The 16332-nt window shown below is 41.2% G+C and carries 14 protein-coding genes; all 14 read right to left on the minus strand.

Going from position 1 to position 16332, the window contains the following annotated elements; translation table 11 throughout:
• Positions 1-2 precede the first annotated feature (2 nt).
• The 14 genes from ACDD58_RS01075 to rfbB all read right to left on the minus strand — a co-directional run bounded on the left by ACDD58_RS01075 (position 3) and on the right by rfbB (position 16309).
• Positions 3-1157: a glycosyltransferase gene (locus tag ACDD58_RS01075; protein ID WP_370775161.1), complete on the minus strand. Its 1155-nt coding sequence runs from the start codon at positions 1155-1157 to the stop codon at positions 3-5.
• Positions 1158-1233: 76 nt separating this feature from the next.
• Positions 1234-2385 (minus strand): glycosyltransferase family 4 protein, encoded by a 1152-nt coding sequence (locus ACDD58_RS01080; RefSeq protein WP_370775165.1) that lies wholly within the window; start codon positions 2383-2385, stop codon positions 1234-1236.
• Entirely contained in the window at positions 2382-3587 is a 1206-nt protein-coding gene (locus ACDD58_RS01085; protein ID WP_117920403.1) for a glycosyltransferase family 4 protein, read from the minus strand. The genes ACDD58_RS01080 and ACDD58_RS01085 overlap by 4 nt, the downstream gene beginning before the upstream one ends.
• Entirely contained in the window at positions 3556-4734 is a 1179-nt protein-coding gene (locus ACDD58_RS01090; RefSeq protein WP_370775167.1) for a hypothetical protein, read from the minus strand. Before ACDD58_RS01090 ends, ACDD58_RS01085 begins: the two co-directional genes overlap by 32 nt.
• Positions 4735-5535: a hypothetical protein gene (locus ACDD58_RS01095; protein WP_370775169.1), complete on the minus strand. Its 801-nt coding sequence runs from the start codon at positions 5533-5535 to the stop codon at positions 4735-4737.
• 12 nt (positions 5536-5547) lie between these two features.
• Positions 5548-6621 carry a DUF6077 domain-containing protein gene (locus tag ACDD58_RS01100; protein ID WP_117920397.1) on the minus strand — a complete coding sequence of 358 codons (1074 nt, stop codon included), beginning with the start codon at positions 6619-6621 and terminating at the stop codon, positions 5548-5550.
• Positions 6611-7897: a hypothetical protein gene (locus tag ACDD58_RS01105; protein WP_117920395.1), complete on the minus strand. Its 1287-nt coding sequence runs from the start codon at positions 7895-7897 to the stop codon at positions 6611-6613. The genes ACDD58_RS01100 and ACDD58_RS01105 overlap by 11 nt, the downstream gene beginning before the upstream one ends.
• Positions 7898-7911: 14 nt before the next feature.
• Positions 7912-9333: a sugar transferase gene (locus ACDD58_RS01110; RefSeq protein WP_243102872.1), complete on the minus strand. Its 1422-nt coding sequence runs from the start codon at positions 9331-9333 to the stop codon at positions 7912-7914.
• A gap of 55 nt (positions 9334-9388) precedes the next feature.
• A complete protein-coding gene (locus tag ACDD58_RS01115) occupies positions 9389-11440 on the minus strand; it encodes a hypothetical protein (RefSeq protein WP_370775171.1) in 2052 nt (683 codons plus the stop codon).
• A gap of 26 nt (positions 11441-11466) precedes the next feature.
• The gene (locus ACDD58_RS01120) at positions 11467-12744 is read right to left on the minus strand and encodes an ABC transporter ATP-binding protein (RefSeq protein ID WP_370775173.1); all 1278 of its coding nucleotides are present in this window, start codon (positions 12742-12744) and stop codon (positions 11467-11469) included.
• Positions 12745-12804: 60 nt separating this feature from the next.
• Positions 12805-13638 (minus strand): ABC transporter permease, encoded by an 834-nt coding sequence (locus ACDD58_RS01125; RefSeq protein WP_022112665.1) that lies wholly within the window; start codon positions 13636-13638, stop codon positions 12805-12807.
• A 10-nt stretch (positions 13639-13648) separates the two neighbouring features.
• Positions 13649-14233 (minus strand): dTDP-4-dehydrorhamnose 3,5-epimerase, encoded by a 585-nt coding sequence (rfbC, locus tag ACDD58_RS01130; RefSeq protein ID WP_022112666.1) that lies wholly within the window; start codon positions 14231-14233, stop codon positions 13649-13651.
• A 27-nt stretch (positions 14234-14260) separates the two neighbouring features.
• Complete coding sequence (gene rfbA / locus ACDD58_RS01135) at positions 14261-15139, minus strand: glucose-1-phosphate thymidylyltransferase RfbA (RefSeq protein WP_055194164.1); 879 nt, start codon at positions 15137-15139, stop codon at positions 14261-14263.
• A gap of 87 nt (positions 15140-15226) precedes the next feature.
• On the minus strand, positions 15227-16309 hold the full coding sequence (gene rfbB, locus ACDD58_RS01140) for a dTDP-glucose 4,6-dehydratase (RefSeq protein WP_022112668.1): 1083 nt from the start codon (positions 16307-16309) through the stop codon (positions 15227-15229).
• Between the last annotated feature and the right edge of the window lie 23 nt (positions 16310-16332).

Here is a 16332-nt window from a genome sequence, read left to right on the forward strand (position 1 = left end):
TCCTATAAAAACACTCTCTCAAGTGCCCTCGAATACTCTCTCGCCTCGTGGTACATATTTGCGATTCCCTGTTCCATGTCGCCGGCATATTCGGCTTCATGCTCCGGCAGGGATGCGCGCGCTGCAGTGCGCGCGATCGTTTCGGCAAGCTGTTTCGGATCATGTGGATCAAAAAGAACACATTTTTTGTTCTGCTGTTCCTGATGTACCGGGATGTTTGACAAAAGTACAACTTTATCAAGTACTTTTGCATCCTCTAAGACCGTCCCCCATCCCTCACAGAGTGATGGCTGTACGATAAACTGTGCATTCTTCATGATCGCAAGCTGCTCGGTACGCTCCACAAATCCTAACAATTTTATATTAGCACAAACTGCATCTGATTCCATGATCTTTCTCAATTTATCGATATATTCCGGGTTACGGTAATCTTTCAGATTGCCGGTAAATACAAAATCATAATCACAGAGTCTGCCCTCTTTTAACAGACATTCAATTGCTTCTACCATAACGATATGATTTTTATGCTGCCAGAACTGGTTCGGAATATAAATATATTTTCGCTTCAGATCAAACTTTTCACGGACACTCTGCTCTAATTCCGGTGTAATGGCACGCACTTCCGGTTCAATGTAAGATACAAAATGTACCACCTCAACCGAGCATCGGTGTCCCGGATAGAAACGCTCTAAATCCCTTGCCGCATCGAAACTGCTTAAAACCATCGGATTATCGCTTCCTGTCATGGCAAGATCATTTTTTTCTTTGTGTGCTAACTCCTCTGCACCGAAAAACTCCGGCAGGGTTCTGTGCTGAAAGTCAGGTATCCAGAAGATACCTTTCTTTTTAAAGAGTTTTCCGATCTTGTTGAGCTCTAAAGCATAGCAGTATTTCACTCCGCCAAACCAGATCAGACGCATCTCATAGAGTGCCAGTTTTATTTTATTATTTCCATCAAAAATACGGACATCGACAATTGAGTTACCTTTAAAGCAGTCAAAGATATCTGCGTGTTCCGGATCGATCAAAAGCACCAGTGAAAAGCGCTCCATGATATTTTCATTCTGCAGGCAGCTGAATATAATGTTCTTAATATAATAAAGTCCACCGATCCATCCTCTGTTTCCAAGTCCGTTAAATAAAATCTTTTTTTTCATTATGAAACTCCAATCCTGTGTGTGGAAAATATAATTTTTTACACGATAATCCTAAGTTCTGAGCAGCTCATTTTTTCTACATCAACACATACGAAAGTGCCTCGATACAGCCCTTTGATACCTGTTCAAAAGAAAATTCATGCGCCTTTTCGTAACTCCTTTTTCCCATGGCAGATGCCGTATCTCCTGCAGAAACCTTTTTTATTGTCTCCGCAAATTCATCCGTATTTTCCGGATCAATGATATATCCGTTTCTGCCATCTTCGACAAGATCGAAAGCTCCATCTGCATACTTCGATGAAATGATCGGAAGTGACGCACACATTGCCTCTAAAAGTACAAGTCCAAAACAATCTTCCCTTGTCGGAAGTACAAAGGCATCCGCCGTGCGGTATAATTTCTGCAGCGGTTCACCCTCCTGATATCCCAAAAATTCCACACGGTCGGAAATTCCAAGTTCTGCGCACTGCTTTTTCAGCAGATCTTTTTCCTGTCCCTCTCCGACGATCCAGAGTCTCACATTCTGCGGTGTTTTTGCGATTGCCGGCAGTAACAGGTCAAGTCCCTTACGCTGGATCAGGCTTCCGACATATAAAAGCTGAACCTGCATATCCTGTACTGCACAAGCAGCATCTGTGCTTCTGTCCGGCACGCTTTTTTGTGGTGTATCCGGTCTTTTATACAGATATTTATCAATATCCACAGTCAGATATGAGATAAAACATTTCTTTTCATCGGCACCGTAAGCGATCTGTGCTTTTTTCGATGCTGTGCTGCTCGCGATAAAAGCTGCAGCCCTCTTTATGATATAGCTTCTCGACAGCCGCTGTACTTTTCCGATATTTTTTTCGGAATTTAAGGTACCATCCGTCCAGCTGATAAACGGTATCTTTTTCTTCCGGCACCAATGTACTGCACGAAGGATCGTCGGGTTGTACTCCATGGCAAAAACCACATCCGGCGCAATCTCTTTCAAAGTTTTTTCCACCCCTGTCGGAATAAACACATAACGGTCATCAAATCTTTTTCTGATAATGATCGTCTTTGACTTTAAGAAATGATAATGTTCGATCTCCTCCATCTCTACATTCCACTTCCGGTTTTCCATGCCTGCGCCGGAAAAAATAATATGAAATTCATATTCCGGGAAGTTTTTCTGCATATAAGAAAAGAAATCCACCCGGTATGGCGATGGTATATTTGTGATAAATACTGCCTTTTTTTTCATTGTTCTTTTTCCTCTGAAATGCTGTGGTAGATACTGATAAGTTTCTGATAGTTATCCTCCGGTCTTAAGCGGTGCTGGTAAAACTCTCTCGCATTTTCCTTTAAGGTATTCAGATCCATCTGTTCAAATTCACAGACTTTTTTTGCAAGATCCTCGACGGAATTGTACTCAAATTTTACGCCTGTCACACCCTCATTCACCATACCGTCCATATTTCCGACACGACCTGCAATTACCGGAACACCAAAGGAATATGCCTCCGCGATCGTCATTGCAAACGCTTCATAACACTGGGAGGTCATGATGACTGCCTTTGCATTATAAAATTTCTCCGTCATTTCTTCTTTCTGCAGATAACCTAAAAACCGGACATTTTTCATATTATGGGTGCTGACATATGACTGCATCTCATCCATCATTGGTCCTGTTCCTGCAACATAAAGCATTTTATCCGGCAGTTTTTCAAATGCCTTTACCGCAACATCAATTCCCTTTAATGCTTCGACTCTTCCTGCAAAAAGATAATATTCCTCTTTGGGCTGCTTTCTGACCGGAACGAGTCCATCCGCAAAAGTAAAGTTTGGTTTGATATAAACACGCTTCGGATCAACAATTTTTTTTCCAGGATCCAGGGAACTTAACAGTTTGTTTTTATTAAACTCGGTCAGACAGATAAAGTTCACACGATAATAAGTTCCAAGGAAACGATGAATCCAAAGAATTGCTGAGCTTACCATTGTCTGTATCTTACTTCCACGGTAGCATTTATGCCTGATCGCACATTTTAAACCACCGTCCACACACTCCTCGCAGATCACATCATTGCGGAAAAAAGATCCTGCCGGACAGAGCATGCGGAAGTTATGAAGCGTCTGTACCACCGGCACCTTACACCCAAATGCTGCATAAAATACAGATGGGCTTACCATCATCAGCGTATTGTGTACATGCACGATATCAATTTTATTTTCGCGAATGATCTTTTTTACTTCCCGGCAGGTCTTAAATGAATAAATCGCAGTAAATGGAATCAGAAGTTTTTTTAACTTTCCTCCTTCATTCAGCTCTTTGTTGCTGCGGTAATAAGTAAAAACCTCATGCCCGTGATCTTCTAAAAGTTTCTTTTCATTGCGTACCACAACATCTTCCCCACCCGGGATCTGATAAAAATTATGAATTTGAAGAATACGATATTTTTCCATGTTTTTCCTCTTTTTTACCTTCTTTGATCTGATTTAACAGATTCGGATATAAAAGAATCCCCACCAATAAGATAAACGGATTCATAAATCCATTCAGTACAAACTGCTCCATGATCGCATACAATGAAAATACAGAAAGCATGACAAGTTCTTTATAACAGCCTGCCTGATAAAGTTTTACCATTGCCAGAACGATCACCGCAAAAAACACCAGTGCAAAGATCCATCCACAATACAGTAAAATATGCATGTAAGAGTTATCGATCAATCCATGATAGCTTGCATAAAAAAGTTCCTGATTCCTTGGAAGCAGTGCAAGTCCCTGATCCTGATAATATTCTCCCATGATATGTACCCTTCCTGATACATACCGGTCAATCATCTTCATCACGGAATTTTCATTGTCAAAAAATACCATCATAACAAAACTAAACAATGCTCCAACTGGAACTGACAGCACAAAAATAAATTTTGCATATTTATTTTTTATCAGTTTATCATATGCAATCAAGACCCATGCAAATATGAAAACAAGAATACCGGTACGGCAGAATGTCAGCTCATAAAAAAGAAACGCCGCCGCAAAGGTACAAATAAACCACCATCCATTTAGTTTTTCATAGTAAGAATAAACCAGCAGGATAAGCAGAAGGAAAATCGTAAGGTATGCGGTATTCGGCTCATTAAATCCAAAGCTGTATACCGGCACCTCGACATATTGTGCATTCGGGGTTGTCTTATAACCAATATCGTAAACCCCGTATACCGATCCTATCACCATAACAGCCGCTACGAATAACCGTATCCATACCGAAATTCCAATCAATTTCCCAAATTGCACATCTTTCATTCCTATGATGGTCAGGAACAAAAACAACAGTGTTGCCTTTTTTGTCATGACCCAGATGAACATTCCGGCACCCAATAAAAGTGCAATGATCACAACTTCTCTCAAAGTATATCTTGTCGTAATAAATTTGATACCAAGAAGGATAATTCCCGATAACATGAAAAATTTATAGATCTGGTCACTGCTGTCATAGCCAAATGCCTTTACTAACACATTGGTTGCAAAATAGCCATAATACGCAATGATCCCTATACTTTTCCAATCGTTTTCCTGTATCCATTTCCTGATCTGATCCATCTATTCTTCTCCACGTATATAAATGATATAATCTCCGGTTTCCATATAATAGTGATACCCATACGGTGTCATATTATCCGGCAGTTCCTTCTCCTCGCGGTTAAAGCACAAAAATACGAGCCCGTTTCGTTTTGCAATCTCCGTCACTACTTCCATATCCGGTTTTTCCTGGCACATCTGCTGATGCATAGCATCCTCATCCTCGCCAATGCCGGAGATAAATCCACCGACATTTCTGCCGTAAAACAGTCCAATATCACAGCGATACTGTCTGATATAACAGAATAACTCATCTGGCACAACAGCTTTTACTTTCCAGCTGTAACCTGAATTTCCTATAATATCAGCAACATCTATCGCCGCCTGCGGAAGTTTATATTCATTTTCTGCCTCTGTAAAGGTCGTTTCGCTGTAAATCCTTTGTCCACTGACCATGATCGTAACAAGTGCCGCCACAAAGACTGCCACACGCACTGCCTGTTTTTTCCATCTGCAGATCAGCCATACTATCACATATGCTACAGAAAATGAAATTGGAAGCATCCAGAATAATCTCCAGTATACACCGGCAAAAAAACGACTGCCGACGTAACGGTAAAACAATGGATTAAATATAAATAACAGTACTAAAACAGACGGCCACACAAGAAAACGCACTGCCTGTTTTTCCTCTTTGTACTTTTTTCCAAGGAAAAATATCGCCACAACCGCAGCACAAAACAGTACCCAGTGTAAAAGACCGGTACGTCCGCCAATAAAATTTTTAAAATTGTCCAGTATTGAATAAAAATCTGCTGCCATATTTCTTTCCTTTTAAATTCCCGCTGTATAATAAATCATATAAACAGCACATGGCAGTGCTGCTATCCATATACAAAGCACGCGTTTAAAATTTCTGTAATATATTCCATCTAAAAGTCCATATAATCCCATCATGACAGGTGCCATAATAATTCCCATACCTGATAAAAGGGACGATGCAAAACCCACAACATACAATGGTGCCACCCATCTCATACTCTGCTTTCCACTCTGAAAGATCGAATAAAACAAATACATCAATAACGGCAGAATAAATCCTGCCACGATTGCTTTCCCCTGCCAGATACGCAGTAAAAACATCGCTGAGAGTGTATGTGTTGATGTAAAATCCCAAATATGAAATATGGATAAAACAATCAGAAACAATGCCGTTTTCTCCGGATTGCCACGAAACAGAATATTTCCGATCATCCCATACAGCACATAACAGATAATGATCATAAAAAACGGGAAATAGGTATGTGAAAATATTGCAGGGGCAATTCCTGATATCCTGCAGTACATAGACACATACATTGTCCACGGAGAAGTTACATCTTTCCTTACTTCCCCTACATCCCAGTACATATATTCATCCGTGATCGGATCATCCACAAGCATCGTATCATGTACTACCGCAGAGACTTCTTCGGAAACAAATCTTGCATCATCATCATCAATATGCTGGTAATGATACGATATCCATGCCTGCGTAAAGATCAGAACGGCTGCAAGTACTGCAAATATGACTGTCTGTCCGTCTATTTTCTTTTTAATTTTTTCCCTGTCTTTCTCCGCTGCCAGATTTCCCTGTCTTTTTAACAACAGGATAAACTCAACAACAGAAAGTATTGCGAGAAGTATTTTCCACAGATTTATTGCCTGTGTCAGTGTTTTCCCAGTCAGTATCATTGGTACAAGTAATATCTGTCCCAATGCAAACATGCTGACCAATCCAAGTACCCATGCACTGCAAAAACGTATACAGGCTCCTTTTATATCCAGATACACAACCCACAACAATCCAAACCACACAGGAAGCAGTACAAATAATACAAGCATATAAATAAAATCTTTATAAATCATACACTAACACTCCATCCAGATGGATATGATTAATTTCGGTTGTATTTTTTATCATGTAAAGAGTTTCCATTCTTGTATTTCTGCGGCCGCAAACCACAAGATTTTTGTCACAGAGTGCTGCTGCCTTATATCCTTCTGACACTTTTTCTGCATCTCTTCCATTAATGATAATATACTCATACTGTTTTGAAAAACGTTCTAACAGCTCTTTGAATTTTTCATTACCTACAAGATCAAATCCCTTTTCCTGCTTGGTATTTCGTTTTACCGTATCCAGATATTCATTCATCTGCTGCAGTTTTAATTCCGTTGTATCTCCCATAATATAGGCACTTAAAGATGCTTCTTCGCTTTCGGCTGCATTCAGATCGATCAGCAGTGTTTTTTTCTTTTCATTTGCATAACACATTGCAAGACATGACGCAGTCGTATCGGCAAATCTTCCGACAGTCAGACAATTAATTTTCTGACATCCCTGCCCTTTCGAATTGCTTAAAAACAATGCTGCTTTTTTGTAGGTTTCCTCTTCTTCATTCTTTTTCGTGATCACATCAACGATCTGTGTTTCCAGACATTCCTGTATTTCCTGTGCATCCTTTGGTTTCTTATAAATCATGATCCAGAGTGTGTAACATACAACTTCCAGTAAAATTCCAAGCAGGATTCCTGCCGTGACCGCCTTTAACACTGCCTGCCGGAACTCTGAATTTGAAATAGTATAAGAAGCAACTTTTTCTACCCTGCGCACGGATGCCGGCTCATCAAGTACCGAAAAACACTTTGTTCCATATCCCTTTTGTGTCACAGTATCCAATGCCTGGATCAGTCCGTTCATAAATGTAATTGCCTGTTCCTCATCATCTACAGCATAATCCCAGCTCGTTCTTGGATATACAACAAAAAAAGTAACAACGTCCGATGCCTCTGTCTGCTCACCGTCAAACATATCTGTAAACGCCTGTTGTGTCAGCTCGATTCCTGTCAGTTTGCAGAATTCCTGATATACACTTCTGCTCTTTGCGATCTTCATAATATTAGTGCCACGTTCCACCAGACCTTCAGAATTATATTCTGTTAAAAGCACCGATGCTTCCACCTGCATTTTTTCATCATAAGTTTCCGCCTCAATATAAGGCATCAGGGTTTTCGCCTTATATCCCCCTACAATAACTGCAAAAAGAACTGCCATAATAGCTGCAAGCCACCATTTTCTTAAGTTATACTTCAGAACATCCATCAAACTGTATTCTTTTCTGCTCTCATATCTCTGACTCATATCAGGTCTCCTTTCTATTCTCCGCCTTTTTCAAATACCACTTTTATTGTCTTTAAGATAATCTTGATATCCAGACCAATACTCCAGTTATCTATATACTGCACATCCAGTTTCACAACTTCCTCAAAATCACTGATCTCATTTCGTCCACTGACCTGCCACAACCCGGTAATACCCGGTTTGGCACTTAAACGGCGTTTCTGATGAGATTCATACTGTTTGAACTCATCTACCGTCGGTGGTCTTGTTCCGACTAAACTCATATCGCCTTTTAAAACGTTGAAGAACTGTGGAAGTTCATCAATACTGGTCTTGCGGATGAATTTTCCGACTTTCGTGATACGCGGATCATCTTTCATTTTAAACATCAGACCATTCATCTCATTCTGGCTTTCCAGTTCCTTTTTCCGCTCCTCCGCGTCCTTATACATCGAGCGGAACTTATAGATCTTAAAAAACCTGCCGTTCTTACCGACACGTTTCTGCGCAAAAAACAGTGGTCCCGGAGACTCGATCAGAAGCGGCGGTGCTAAAAATACTGTCACAACCGCAGTGATCGCAAGTCCAATGATCGAACCTATGATATCCATCACACGCTTGATAAAAAGCATTTTCCAGTCATAGGACTGGTTGGAAAATGTAACAACCGGAATATTTCCCATCATATTAAAACTCTTATGATAATCGTCGAACTTGTTTAAGATCTCAATGGTCACATGTACCATTGCCCCCATATCTTCAAAACGGTTAACAACTTCCGCGAGAGAATCTCCAGACTCATAAGGCACACTGATGAAAACCTCATCAACGATCTGTTCTTTTACATACTGGAACATGTTATCATAATTCGCAACGACCTGAACACCGTGATACCATTTTCCGATCTGGTTGTCATCAATGATCGCAATACTTGCAAGACGATGTATCCAGTCACCGGAATGGTCAGCATCCGCGATGACCTTTTCCACGCGGTCTGCCGTTGTGACCAAAAAGACCTGATTATTTGCTTTTTTATTCCGGTAAACACGCAGCAGATAATATTTAATTACAATATGCACGCCAAAATACAGGCACATATTTACCAGTGCGATACAAAAATATACGCCTCGTGACGCCTCCGCATTATTATGCTGCAAAAAGATGGTCAGTGCTGTCACAAAGATTAGTACAACACTGGCTTTGATTGCTGCCCACAATTCCTGAAATACACTGCGGTCAATGAAGCGATTTTCAATATCCGAAAAAAGCATTACCAGCATGTAAATAACCATTACAATGCCAAAGCTCTCCATCAGCTCTATTTTCATGTTCGCAACGGAAACATTTCGATAGCCTACCAGCCACAGGTACCCGCCCCCGAAATAACTCACGGCAAAGCATACCAAATCTGCCAGCAGTAAAATGATACTCTGAATTTTTTCTCTTGTCTGGTACATGTCAAGTCCTTTCCTTTCCCCCGGTTTCACAGTCAGATGGCACGGCTGCCCACTGTCATTCGTTCCGGTAACAGTATTCTGCACTTCGCTTTCCCAACGAAAAGACCAGTTTCCATCTTTCTTCGCGTGGAGCAACAAACACACAGTCAAATCCCCAGTTAACATCACATGCCCTGCGCAGTTTTAACGCATCGGCAACGTCTGTTCTCGCATATCTGGTCAGTTCCGCTGTAACCGCAGTGCCATCCTGCATCACGGCTTTTATATCAACCGGAAGTATTTTTCCGCTCCATGTCTTTGCAAGTGCCCATCCACTACAGACCACACTGCCGTCCTGATACTCCTGTCTGTCAATATGGTATAAGATTTTTCTTACCCCGGCAGGCTCATTCTGTATTTTTTCTTCTGTCTTTGCGCACTTTGTATCCTGGTCAGTCAGTTGTTCGAACGGAATGATCTTCGTTCCCATTACACGCTGCATATTACGCACCGGAACATTTCCCTTTCCCAGATATGCCTGGAAATTTTCTTCCATCCTGCCAAACTGCTCTTTTAATGTCTGATCAATCCCATAAGACGCTAACAGTTCATCAAGGGATGTTCCCCTGCCCCCCATTATCTGGTAGTATGCAAAATAAAGAGCACGGTATAAAACAAATAACTTTGGTACCGGGAAGAAAAAAGTCCATTCATAATCAATGACTGTCCACTTAGCCTGCCCGATTTTATTTTCGCTGCCCTTCGGTATTAAAATATTGGTAAATATCATATCAATATCGCATGTATCCACCGCTTCTGGTTCTTCTGTAAAATCTACCTCACCAAATACCTTTTTGAAATCTTCGGTCAGTAAAAACCTCTTTTTTCCACCGTATTCCATAATACGCTTTGCATAATCATCAAGAATATTCTTCACCAGCTCTGTCTGGTTTGCTTCAAGTGCCCGCTCCATTACATCCTGTAACGTGGTTCCCGAATCAAAAGCAGATACAGATACATCATTTTTTGTATGACAGGCGCAAAATGCAATTTTGTCTCTGCCATCCTCATAGCATGACGTCAGCCTTTCGTATGCCATTTCTATATGACAGATATGTTCTTTTCCCTCCGGATAAAGTGCATATTTTTTTACATTTTTTTCCCCATCTGTATTCTTGCAGATATCCGTACGGATGGCAAACTGCCTTGCTCTCTCATTTGAATATTTCGAGTAGATAACACGTTTTTCTTCTGTCTTATTTCCTGCCTCAATCAGAAATGAATTCGTAAGTTCCCCAAACAGCCCTTCTGCCAGCACCGTATCAAAAACTTTTTTTTCATCAAAAAGCTGTACTCTGTCCCTGTCAAAATTTCTCCGATTATCTGAAAGTTCTCCCTTTCCCGGAAGATATTCATCTGAGTAGATACAGGCAGGAAACTTGTGATCCGGATATGGGTAATATACATAAATTTCAGGAAATCCAGCTTCTTTTAAGATCTGTTCATACTCTTTTCTGGTGTAAACCCTGGGTTTTACATCCCCCTCATCCGCTGTGAATATTCTGGGATTTTCATCGTAATTTTCCAGTCCGGTAAAATATCCACCGCGGTATTCCTCCTGACACCCTGCAAAATATTTTAGTCCCAGACGGTTGGCATCCGCCACATAAAGTTTTCCGCTGTCAGCCAGATGTTCTCTCATACAGGAAAGCTCTTTCTGATACCTTGAAAATTCTCCGGCGATCAATATCATATCATACGTCTGATTCCGATAAAGTACGTTTTTCTCTGTTCCTGTATCAGCATCTGAAATAACCGATACCGTAAGATTATCTGCATCTTTGTAACGTGCCCGCAGGATTTCTGCTTCCTCCATGCTCTCCACCGCTGCTGTCACATGCAATGCCATAGAAAGTAATTTTCCTGTCAATGCACCACAGCCTGCGTTTCGCTCTAAAACGCGCATCTGTTTTGTAACCGGCAGAAATGCGATCAGATTTTGCCTGATATCCGACAAATGAAACAAATACGGATAAGATGCCTCATCCATGATGATCTGTGGATATGCTTTTTCATTATTCTGTTGTACGATTTCCAAAAGCCTCTCCGGCACCATTACCTGTCCCATAGTTCTCCTGCTTGCGCGCTCTCTGCCTATTTGTCATCACATTTTTCGATCGTAACTTCCGAGTTCATATCATAAAAACCTACTGTATTTTTGTCGGACACCACCGTCACACCAACCACATCATACAATCTGTGGTAAGCACGAAATTCGCCTCCGACATAACCGGTACAGCTGATGGATAACAGATATTCACCCCCCTGCATATCCATGTTCTGACGAAATGTTGCCACATAGGTTTCTCCCGTCTTTGCCATTCCGATCCCCACATTTTCAAACATCGTGTTTGTTCCGGTAACAGCAGTCCCCTGCACTGTTTTAAATGTATAGGTAAATATCGGGTCCTGTATATCAGAAAGGAATTTTACCTTTGATTTAATAGTAAAAGACGTCCCTTTCTGGATACAGTTCGTATAATTTCCATATTCATCGATCAGTGCAAAGTCAATGATCTCTGCCTCTCCGGTTCCATATTCATTGACATCCGGATTGAGCTGGTAATTAGATTTCCAGAGTTTCTTTCCATCTGTTGCGTCATTCTCTAAAATCTTACCGCCAGTGATCTTGTCCGAGTTTTTGAGAAGAACCTTTTTGTAAAGGTTGATCATATCCTTTGCATTTCCCTCTGCTAACTTGTCTCCCTTATTGAGCAGGATCACACGGTCACAGTATTTTGCCACACTGCTGATATCGTGGCTTACAAACAGGATCGTCTTTCCCTGTGCCTTGAAATCTTCAAATTTTTTATAACATTTTGCCTGAAAAAATACATCTCCGACTGACAGTGCCTCATCCACAATAAGGATCTCCGGATCAATATTGATCGCCACTGCAAATGCAAGCCGGACAAACATACCACTTGAATAGGTCTTACACGGCTGATTCACAAATTCGCCAATGTCTGCAAACTTTAAGATATCATCTAACCTTGCATCCATCTCTTCGCGTGAAAAACCCATCATCATACCGTTTAGATAGACATTCTCAATTCCGGTATATTCCATATTAAATCCGGCTCCAAGCTCTAACAGTGCTGAGATTCTTCCATCGATCTCCACCTCACCGCTCGTCGGACTCAGAACACCTGTAATTATTTTTAAAATGGTAGATTTTCCGGAACCATTCGTTCCGATGATGCCGATCGTCTCACCTTTTTTTACTTCAAACGACACATGCTTTAATGCATGATGTTCTTTGAAACGGTTCTTTCTGACCAGTCCAAGTGCATCCTTTAACCGGTCAGAAGGTTTATCATAAAGTTTGTAGACCTTGCAGACATCCTCTACCCTGATTGCTAAATTATCCATACTATCCTCATTCTTGCGCTGCTTTCTAATAAAAACAACATTTTCATTCTTACGATGCTTTTACAGCACGTCTGCAAAATGTACACGCAGACGCTTAAACATGGTCGTTCCTGCCCAGAGAATAAACAGCGTGATTCCCCAGAACCACAATGTCAGTCCCGGATATTCCCAGAATGCCGTTTTATTGATCAGTGCATCCCTGTATCCCGAAACAATATAATACATCGGATTTAGCTTAAGCAGGAGCACAGCCCATTTAGGAATGCCCTGCATGCTCTCAAAATTCCACATGATCGGTGTTACCCACATTCCGATCTGTAAAAGAATGGAAACAACCTCTTTCATATCACGGAAAAATACCGTCACGGCGCTTGTCGCATAAATCAGTCCTGCTGTAAGGATCACCATGCAAAACGAATAATAAACAATCTGAAGCACATAAAGATCGGGATAAAATCCCATAACTGCAAAAACAACCAGCATAAACACAACAAAAAATGCATGTGTAAATAGTGCAGAGATCAATTTTACTACCGGAAGTGCATCAATCTGGAATACAACTTTTTTTACGAGATAACTGTATTCATCCAGGACGCCGGTTCCTCCATTTAAAGCCTCCTGAAAATAAAACCAGGGCACAAGGCCACCCATCAGCCAGAGTACAAACGGCACCTCAATCCCTGTTCTTAAATCATTTACTTTCTGATGCAGTCCAAACTCAAAGACAAACCAGTATAAAAGCACTGTGATCACCGGCTGTATGAAAGCCCATACCACACCGAAATAAGAGCCTGCAAACTTCTTTTTAAAATCATTTTTTGCAAGATTAACGATCAGTTTCCGGCTGGCAATCAGACGTTTGGGCAGACAGACATTTTTTTTGTTTTCTGTCATATGAAAGCTCCTATCTTACAATTCCACGTTCCCTGCAGTATGCATCAAATCCACCATGCACTTTGTCCTTATCAGACAGGATCAGATCTGCCTGTGTCATTCCTTCCGGCATTGGCCATTCGACACCGACTGCAGGATCATTCCAGAGAATACCGCCCTCATCATTTGGATGATAGAAATCTGTAACCTTATAGCAGAACTCTGCATAATCAGACAGCACGATGAATCCATGTGCAAAATTCTTTGGTACAAAGAACTGTTTTTTATTTTCTGCAGACAAGACGATACCAAACCATTTTCCGAATGTTTCAGAGCCTTCTCTTAAATCCACTGCAACGTCAAACACTTCTCCATTTACCACTCGAACCAGTTTATCCTGCGGATGGTTGATCTGGAAATGTAAGCCCCTGAGCACACCTTTTTTTGAGGCAGACTGGTTATCCTGTACGAACTGGCAGTCAATTCCTGCCTCCTTAAAATCGTTGTAATTGTATGTCTCCATAAAATATCCCCTGGCATCCCCGAATACTGCCGGTTCAATTACCTTCAGTCCCTCTATTCCATTACAGTCATGTGTTACTTTAATTTTTCCCATAATTATTGATCCTCACTATCTGTTTTTTTAAAGTCCCTTGGCAACTTCTACTAAATATTTGCCGTAATCAGTCTTAAGAAGCGGTTCTGCAAGTTTTAACAACTGCTCTTTATCTATAAATCCGCGTTTGTATGCGATCTCTTCGATACAGGACACATAAAGTCCCTGACGTTTCTGGATCGCTGACACAAAATCTGCAGCCGCAAGCAGCATATCGTGGTTTCCTGTATCAAGCCATGCAAATCCCCTGCCAAGTGTCTCAACGCTCAGATCACCACGCTCTAAATACGCATTATTTACAGATGTGATCTCGATCTCACCTCTTGCAGACGGCTTTACATTTTTTGCGATCTGTACAACATCATTGTCATAAAAATAAAGTCCCGGCACCGCATAATTTGACTTCGGATGCTCCGGCTTTTCCTCAATGGAAAGGGCCTTTCCGTTCTCATCAAACTCTACCACGCCATACTCTCTCGGATCTCTGACATAATAACCGAAGATCGTTGCACCCTTTTGATTCTGTGTACGCTCTGCCGCACTGCGCAGAACCTTTGAAAAACTCTGCCCGTAAAAGATATTGTCTCCAAGAACCAATGCAACAGCATCATTTCCAATAAACTTCTCTCCGATAATAAATGCATCCGCAAGTCCTCTCGGCTGCTCCTGCACTGCATATGAAAAACTCATTCCAAGCTGGCTTCCATCCCCAAACAACTCTTCAAATACCGGCAGATCTCTCGGTGTGGAAATGATCAGAACCTCTCTTATCCCAGCTAACATCAGTGTGGATAATGGATAATAGATCATCGGTTTATCATACACCGGCATGATCTGTTTTGAAATCGCTTTTGTTAACGGATATAACCTCGTTCCGGAACCACCTGCTAAAATAATACCTTTCATATATCAATCCTCCATGTTTTGTACCACCATTATAAAACGCAAACAAGCAGTATCGCCCCATCTGACGGTACTGCTGCCTGCATCTTCTTACCTGTTCTGATACATATCCTCATAATATTTCTGATAATCACCGCTGGTAACGTTTTTCATCCAGTCCTCATGTTCAAAGTACCATGCGATCGTCTTTCTGATACCCTCTTTGAACATTGTCTCCGGCTCCCAGCCGATCTCAGCCTTGATCTTATCCGGTGCGATCGCATAACGTCTGTCATGACCTTTTCGATCCTCCACGTAAGTGATCAGATCTTTGCTTACAAGTGCACGTCTCGGATCATCTGCTGGAAGCATCTCAAGCAGTGTATCTATGATGATATTGATAATCTCGATATTCTGTTTTTCATTGTGTCCGCCAACATTATAAGTCTCACCAAGACGGCCGTTTTCCTGAACCATATCGATCGCTTTTGCATGATCATCCACATACAGCCAGTCACGGACATTCTTTCCATCACCATATACCGGGAGTTTCTTTCCATGCAGCGCATTATTGATAATAAGCGGAATCAGTTTCTCCGGGAACTGATATGGTCCATAGTTATTAGAACAGTTCGTAATGTTTGCCGGGAAATGGTAAGTGTCAATATAAGCCTTTACAAGCATGTCCGAAGATGCCTTGCTTGCAGAATATGGACTGTGCGGTGCATATGGTGTTGTCTCATAAAAGTATGTTCCATCATCCTCTAAGGAACCATATACCTCATCTGTTGATACATGAAGGAATTTCTTTCCTTCTTTAAAACTGCCATCCGGCAGTTCCCATGCAGCTTTTGCACAGTTCAACATGACTGCTGTTCCAAGCACGTTCGTCTTTACAAATACTTCCGGATTTTTGATACTGCGGTCTACATGACTCTCTGCCGCAAAATGTACAACGCGGTCAATGTCATTTTCTGCAAAAATCTTTGTAATTGCCTCTTTATCTGTAATATCTGCACGCACAAAGGTATAGTTATCACGATTTTCAACGTCTTTTAAATTTTCCAGGTTACCTGCATAGGTAAGCACATCCACATTGATGATCCTGATCTCATTGTCATATTTTCGAAACATGTAATGAATATAGTTAGATCCAATAAATCCGGCTCCACCGGTTACCAAATAAGTTCTCATAATTTTCTCCATTCTATGATCTG

The organism is Roseburia sp. (assembly GCF_041325975.1).
Taxonomy (GTDB): Bacteria; Bacillota; Clostridia; order Lachnospirales; family Lachnospiraceae; genus Roseburia; species Roseburia rectibacter.

Coding starts and splice junctions, on each gene's coding strand:
- ACDD58_RS01075 (WP_370775161.1), bottom strand. CDS start 1,157: ATGAAAAAAAAGATTTTATTTAACGGACTTGGAAACAGAGGATGGATC.
- ACDD58_RS01080 (WP_370775165.1), bottom strand. CDS start 2,385: ATGAAAAAAAAGGCAGTATTTATCACAAATATACCATCGCCATACCGG.
- ACDD58_RS01085 (WP_117920403.1), bottom strand. CDS start 3,587: ATGGAAAAATATCGTATTCTTCAAATTCATAATTTTTATCAGATCCCG.
- ACDD58_RS01090 (WP_370775167.1), bottom strand. CDS start 4,734: ATGGATCAGATCAGGAAATGGATACAGGAAAACGATTGGAAAAGTATA.
- ACDD58_RS01095 (WP_370775169.1), bottom strand. CDS start 5,535: ATGGCAGCAGATTTTTATTCAATACTGGACAATTTTAAAAATTTTATT.
- ACDD58_RS01100 (WP_117920397.1), bottom strand. CDS start 6,621: ATGATTTATAAAGATTTTATTTATATGCTTGTATTATTTGTACTGCTT.
- ACDD58_RS01105 (WP_117920395.1), bottom strand. CDS start 7,897: ATGAGTCAGAGATATGAGAGCAGAAAAGAATACAGTTTGATGGATGTT.
- ACDD58_RS01110 (WP_243102872.1), bottom strand. CDS start 9,333: ATGTACCAGACAAGAGAAAAAATTCAGAGTATCATTTTACTGCTGGCA.
- ACDD58_RS01115 (WP_370775171.1), bottom strand. CDS start 11,440: ATGGGACAGGTAATGGTGCCGGAGAGGCTTTTGGAAATCGTACAACAG.
- ACDD58_RS01120 (WP_370775173.1), bottom strand. CDS start 12,744: ATGGATAATTTAGCAATCAGGGTAGAGGATGTCTGCAAGGTCTACAAA.
- ACDD58_RS01125 (WP_022112665.1), bottom strand. CDS start 13,638: ATGACAGAAAACAAAAAAAATGTCTGTCTGCCCAAACGTCTGATTGCC.
- rfbC (WP_022112666.1), bottom strand. CDS start 14,233: ATGGGAAAAATTAAAGTAACACATGACTGTAATGGAATAGAGGGACTG.
- rfbA (WP_055194164.1), bottom strand. CDS start 15,139: ATGAAAGGTATTATTTTAGCAGGTGGTTCCGGAACGAGGTTATATCCG.
- rfbB (WP_022112668.1), bottom strand. CDS start 16,309: ATGAGAACTTATTTGGTAACCGGTGGAGCCGGATTTATTGGATCTAAC.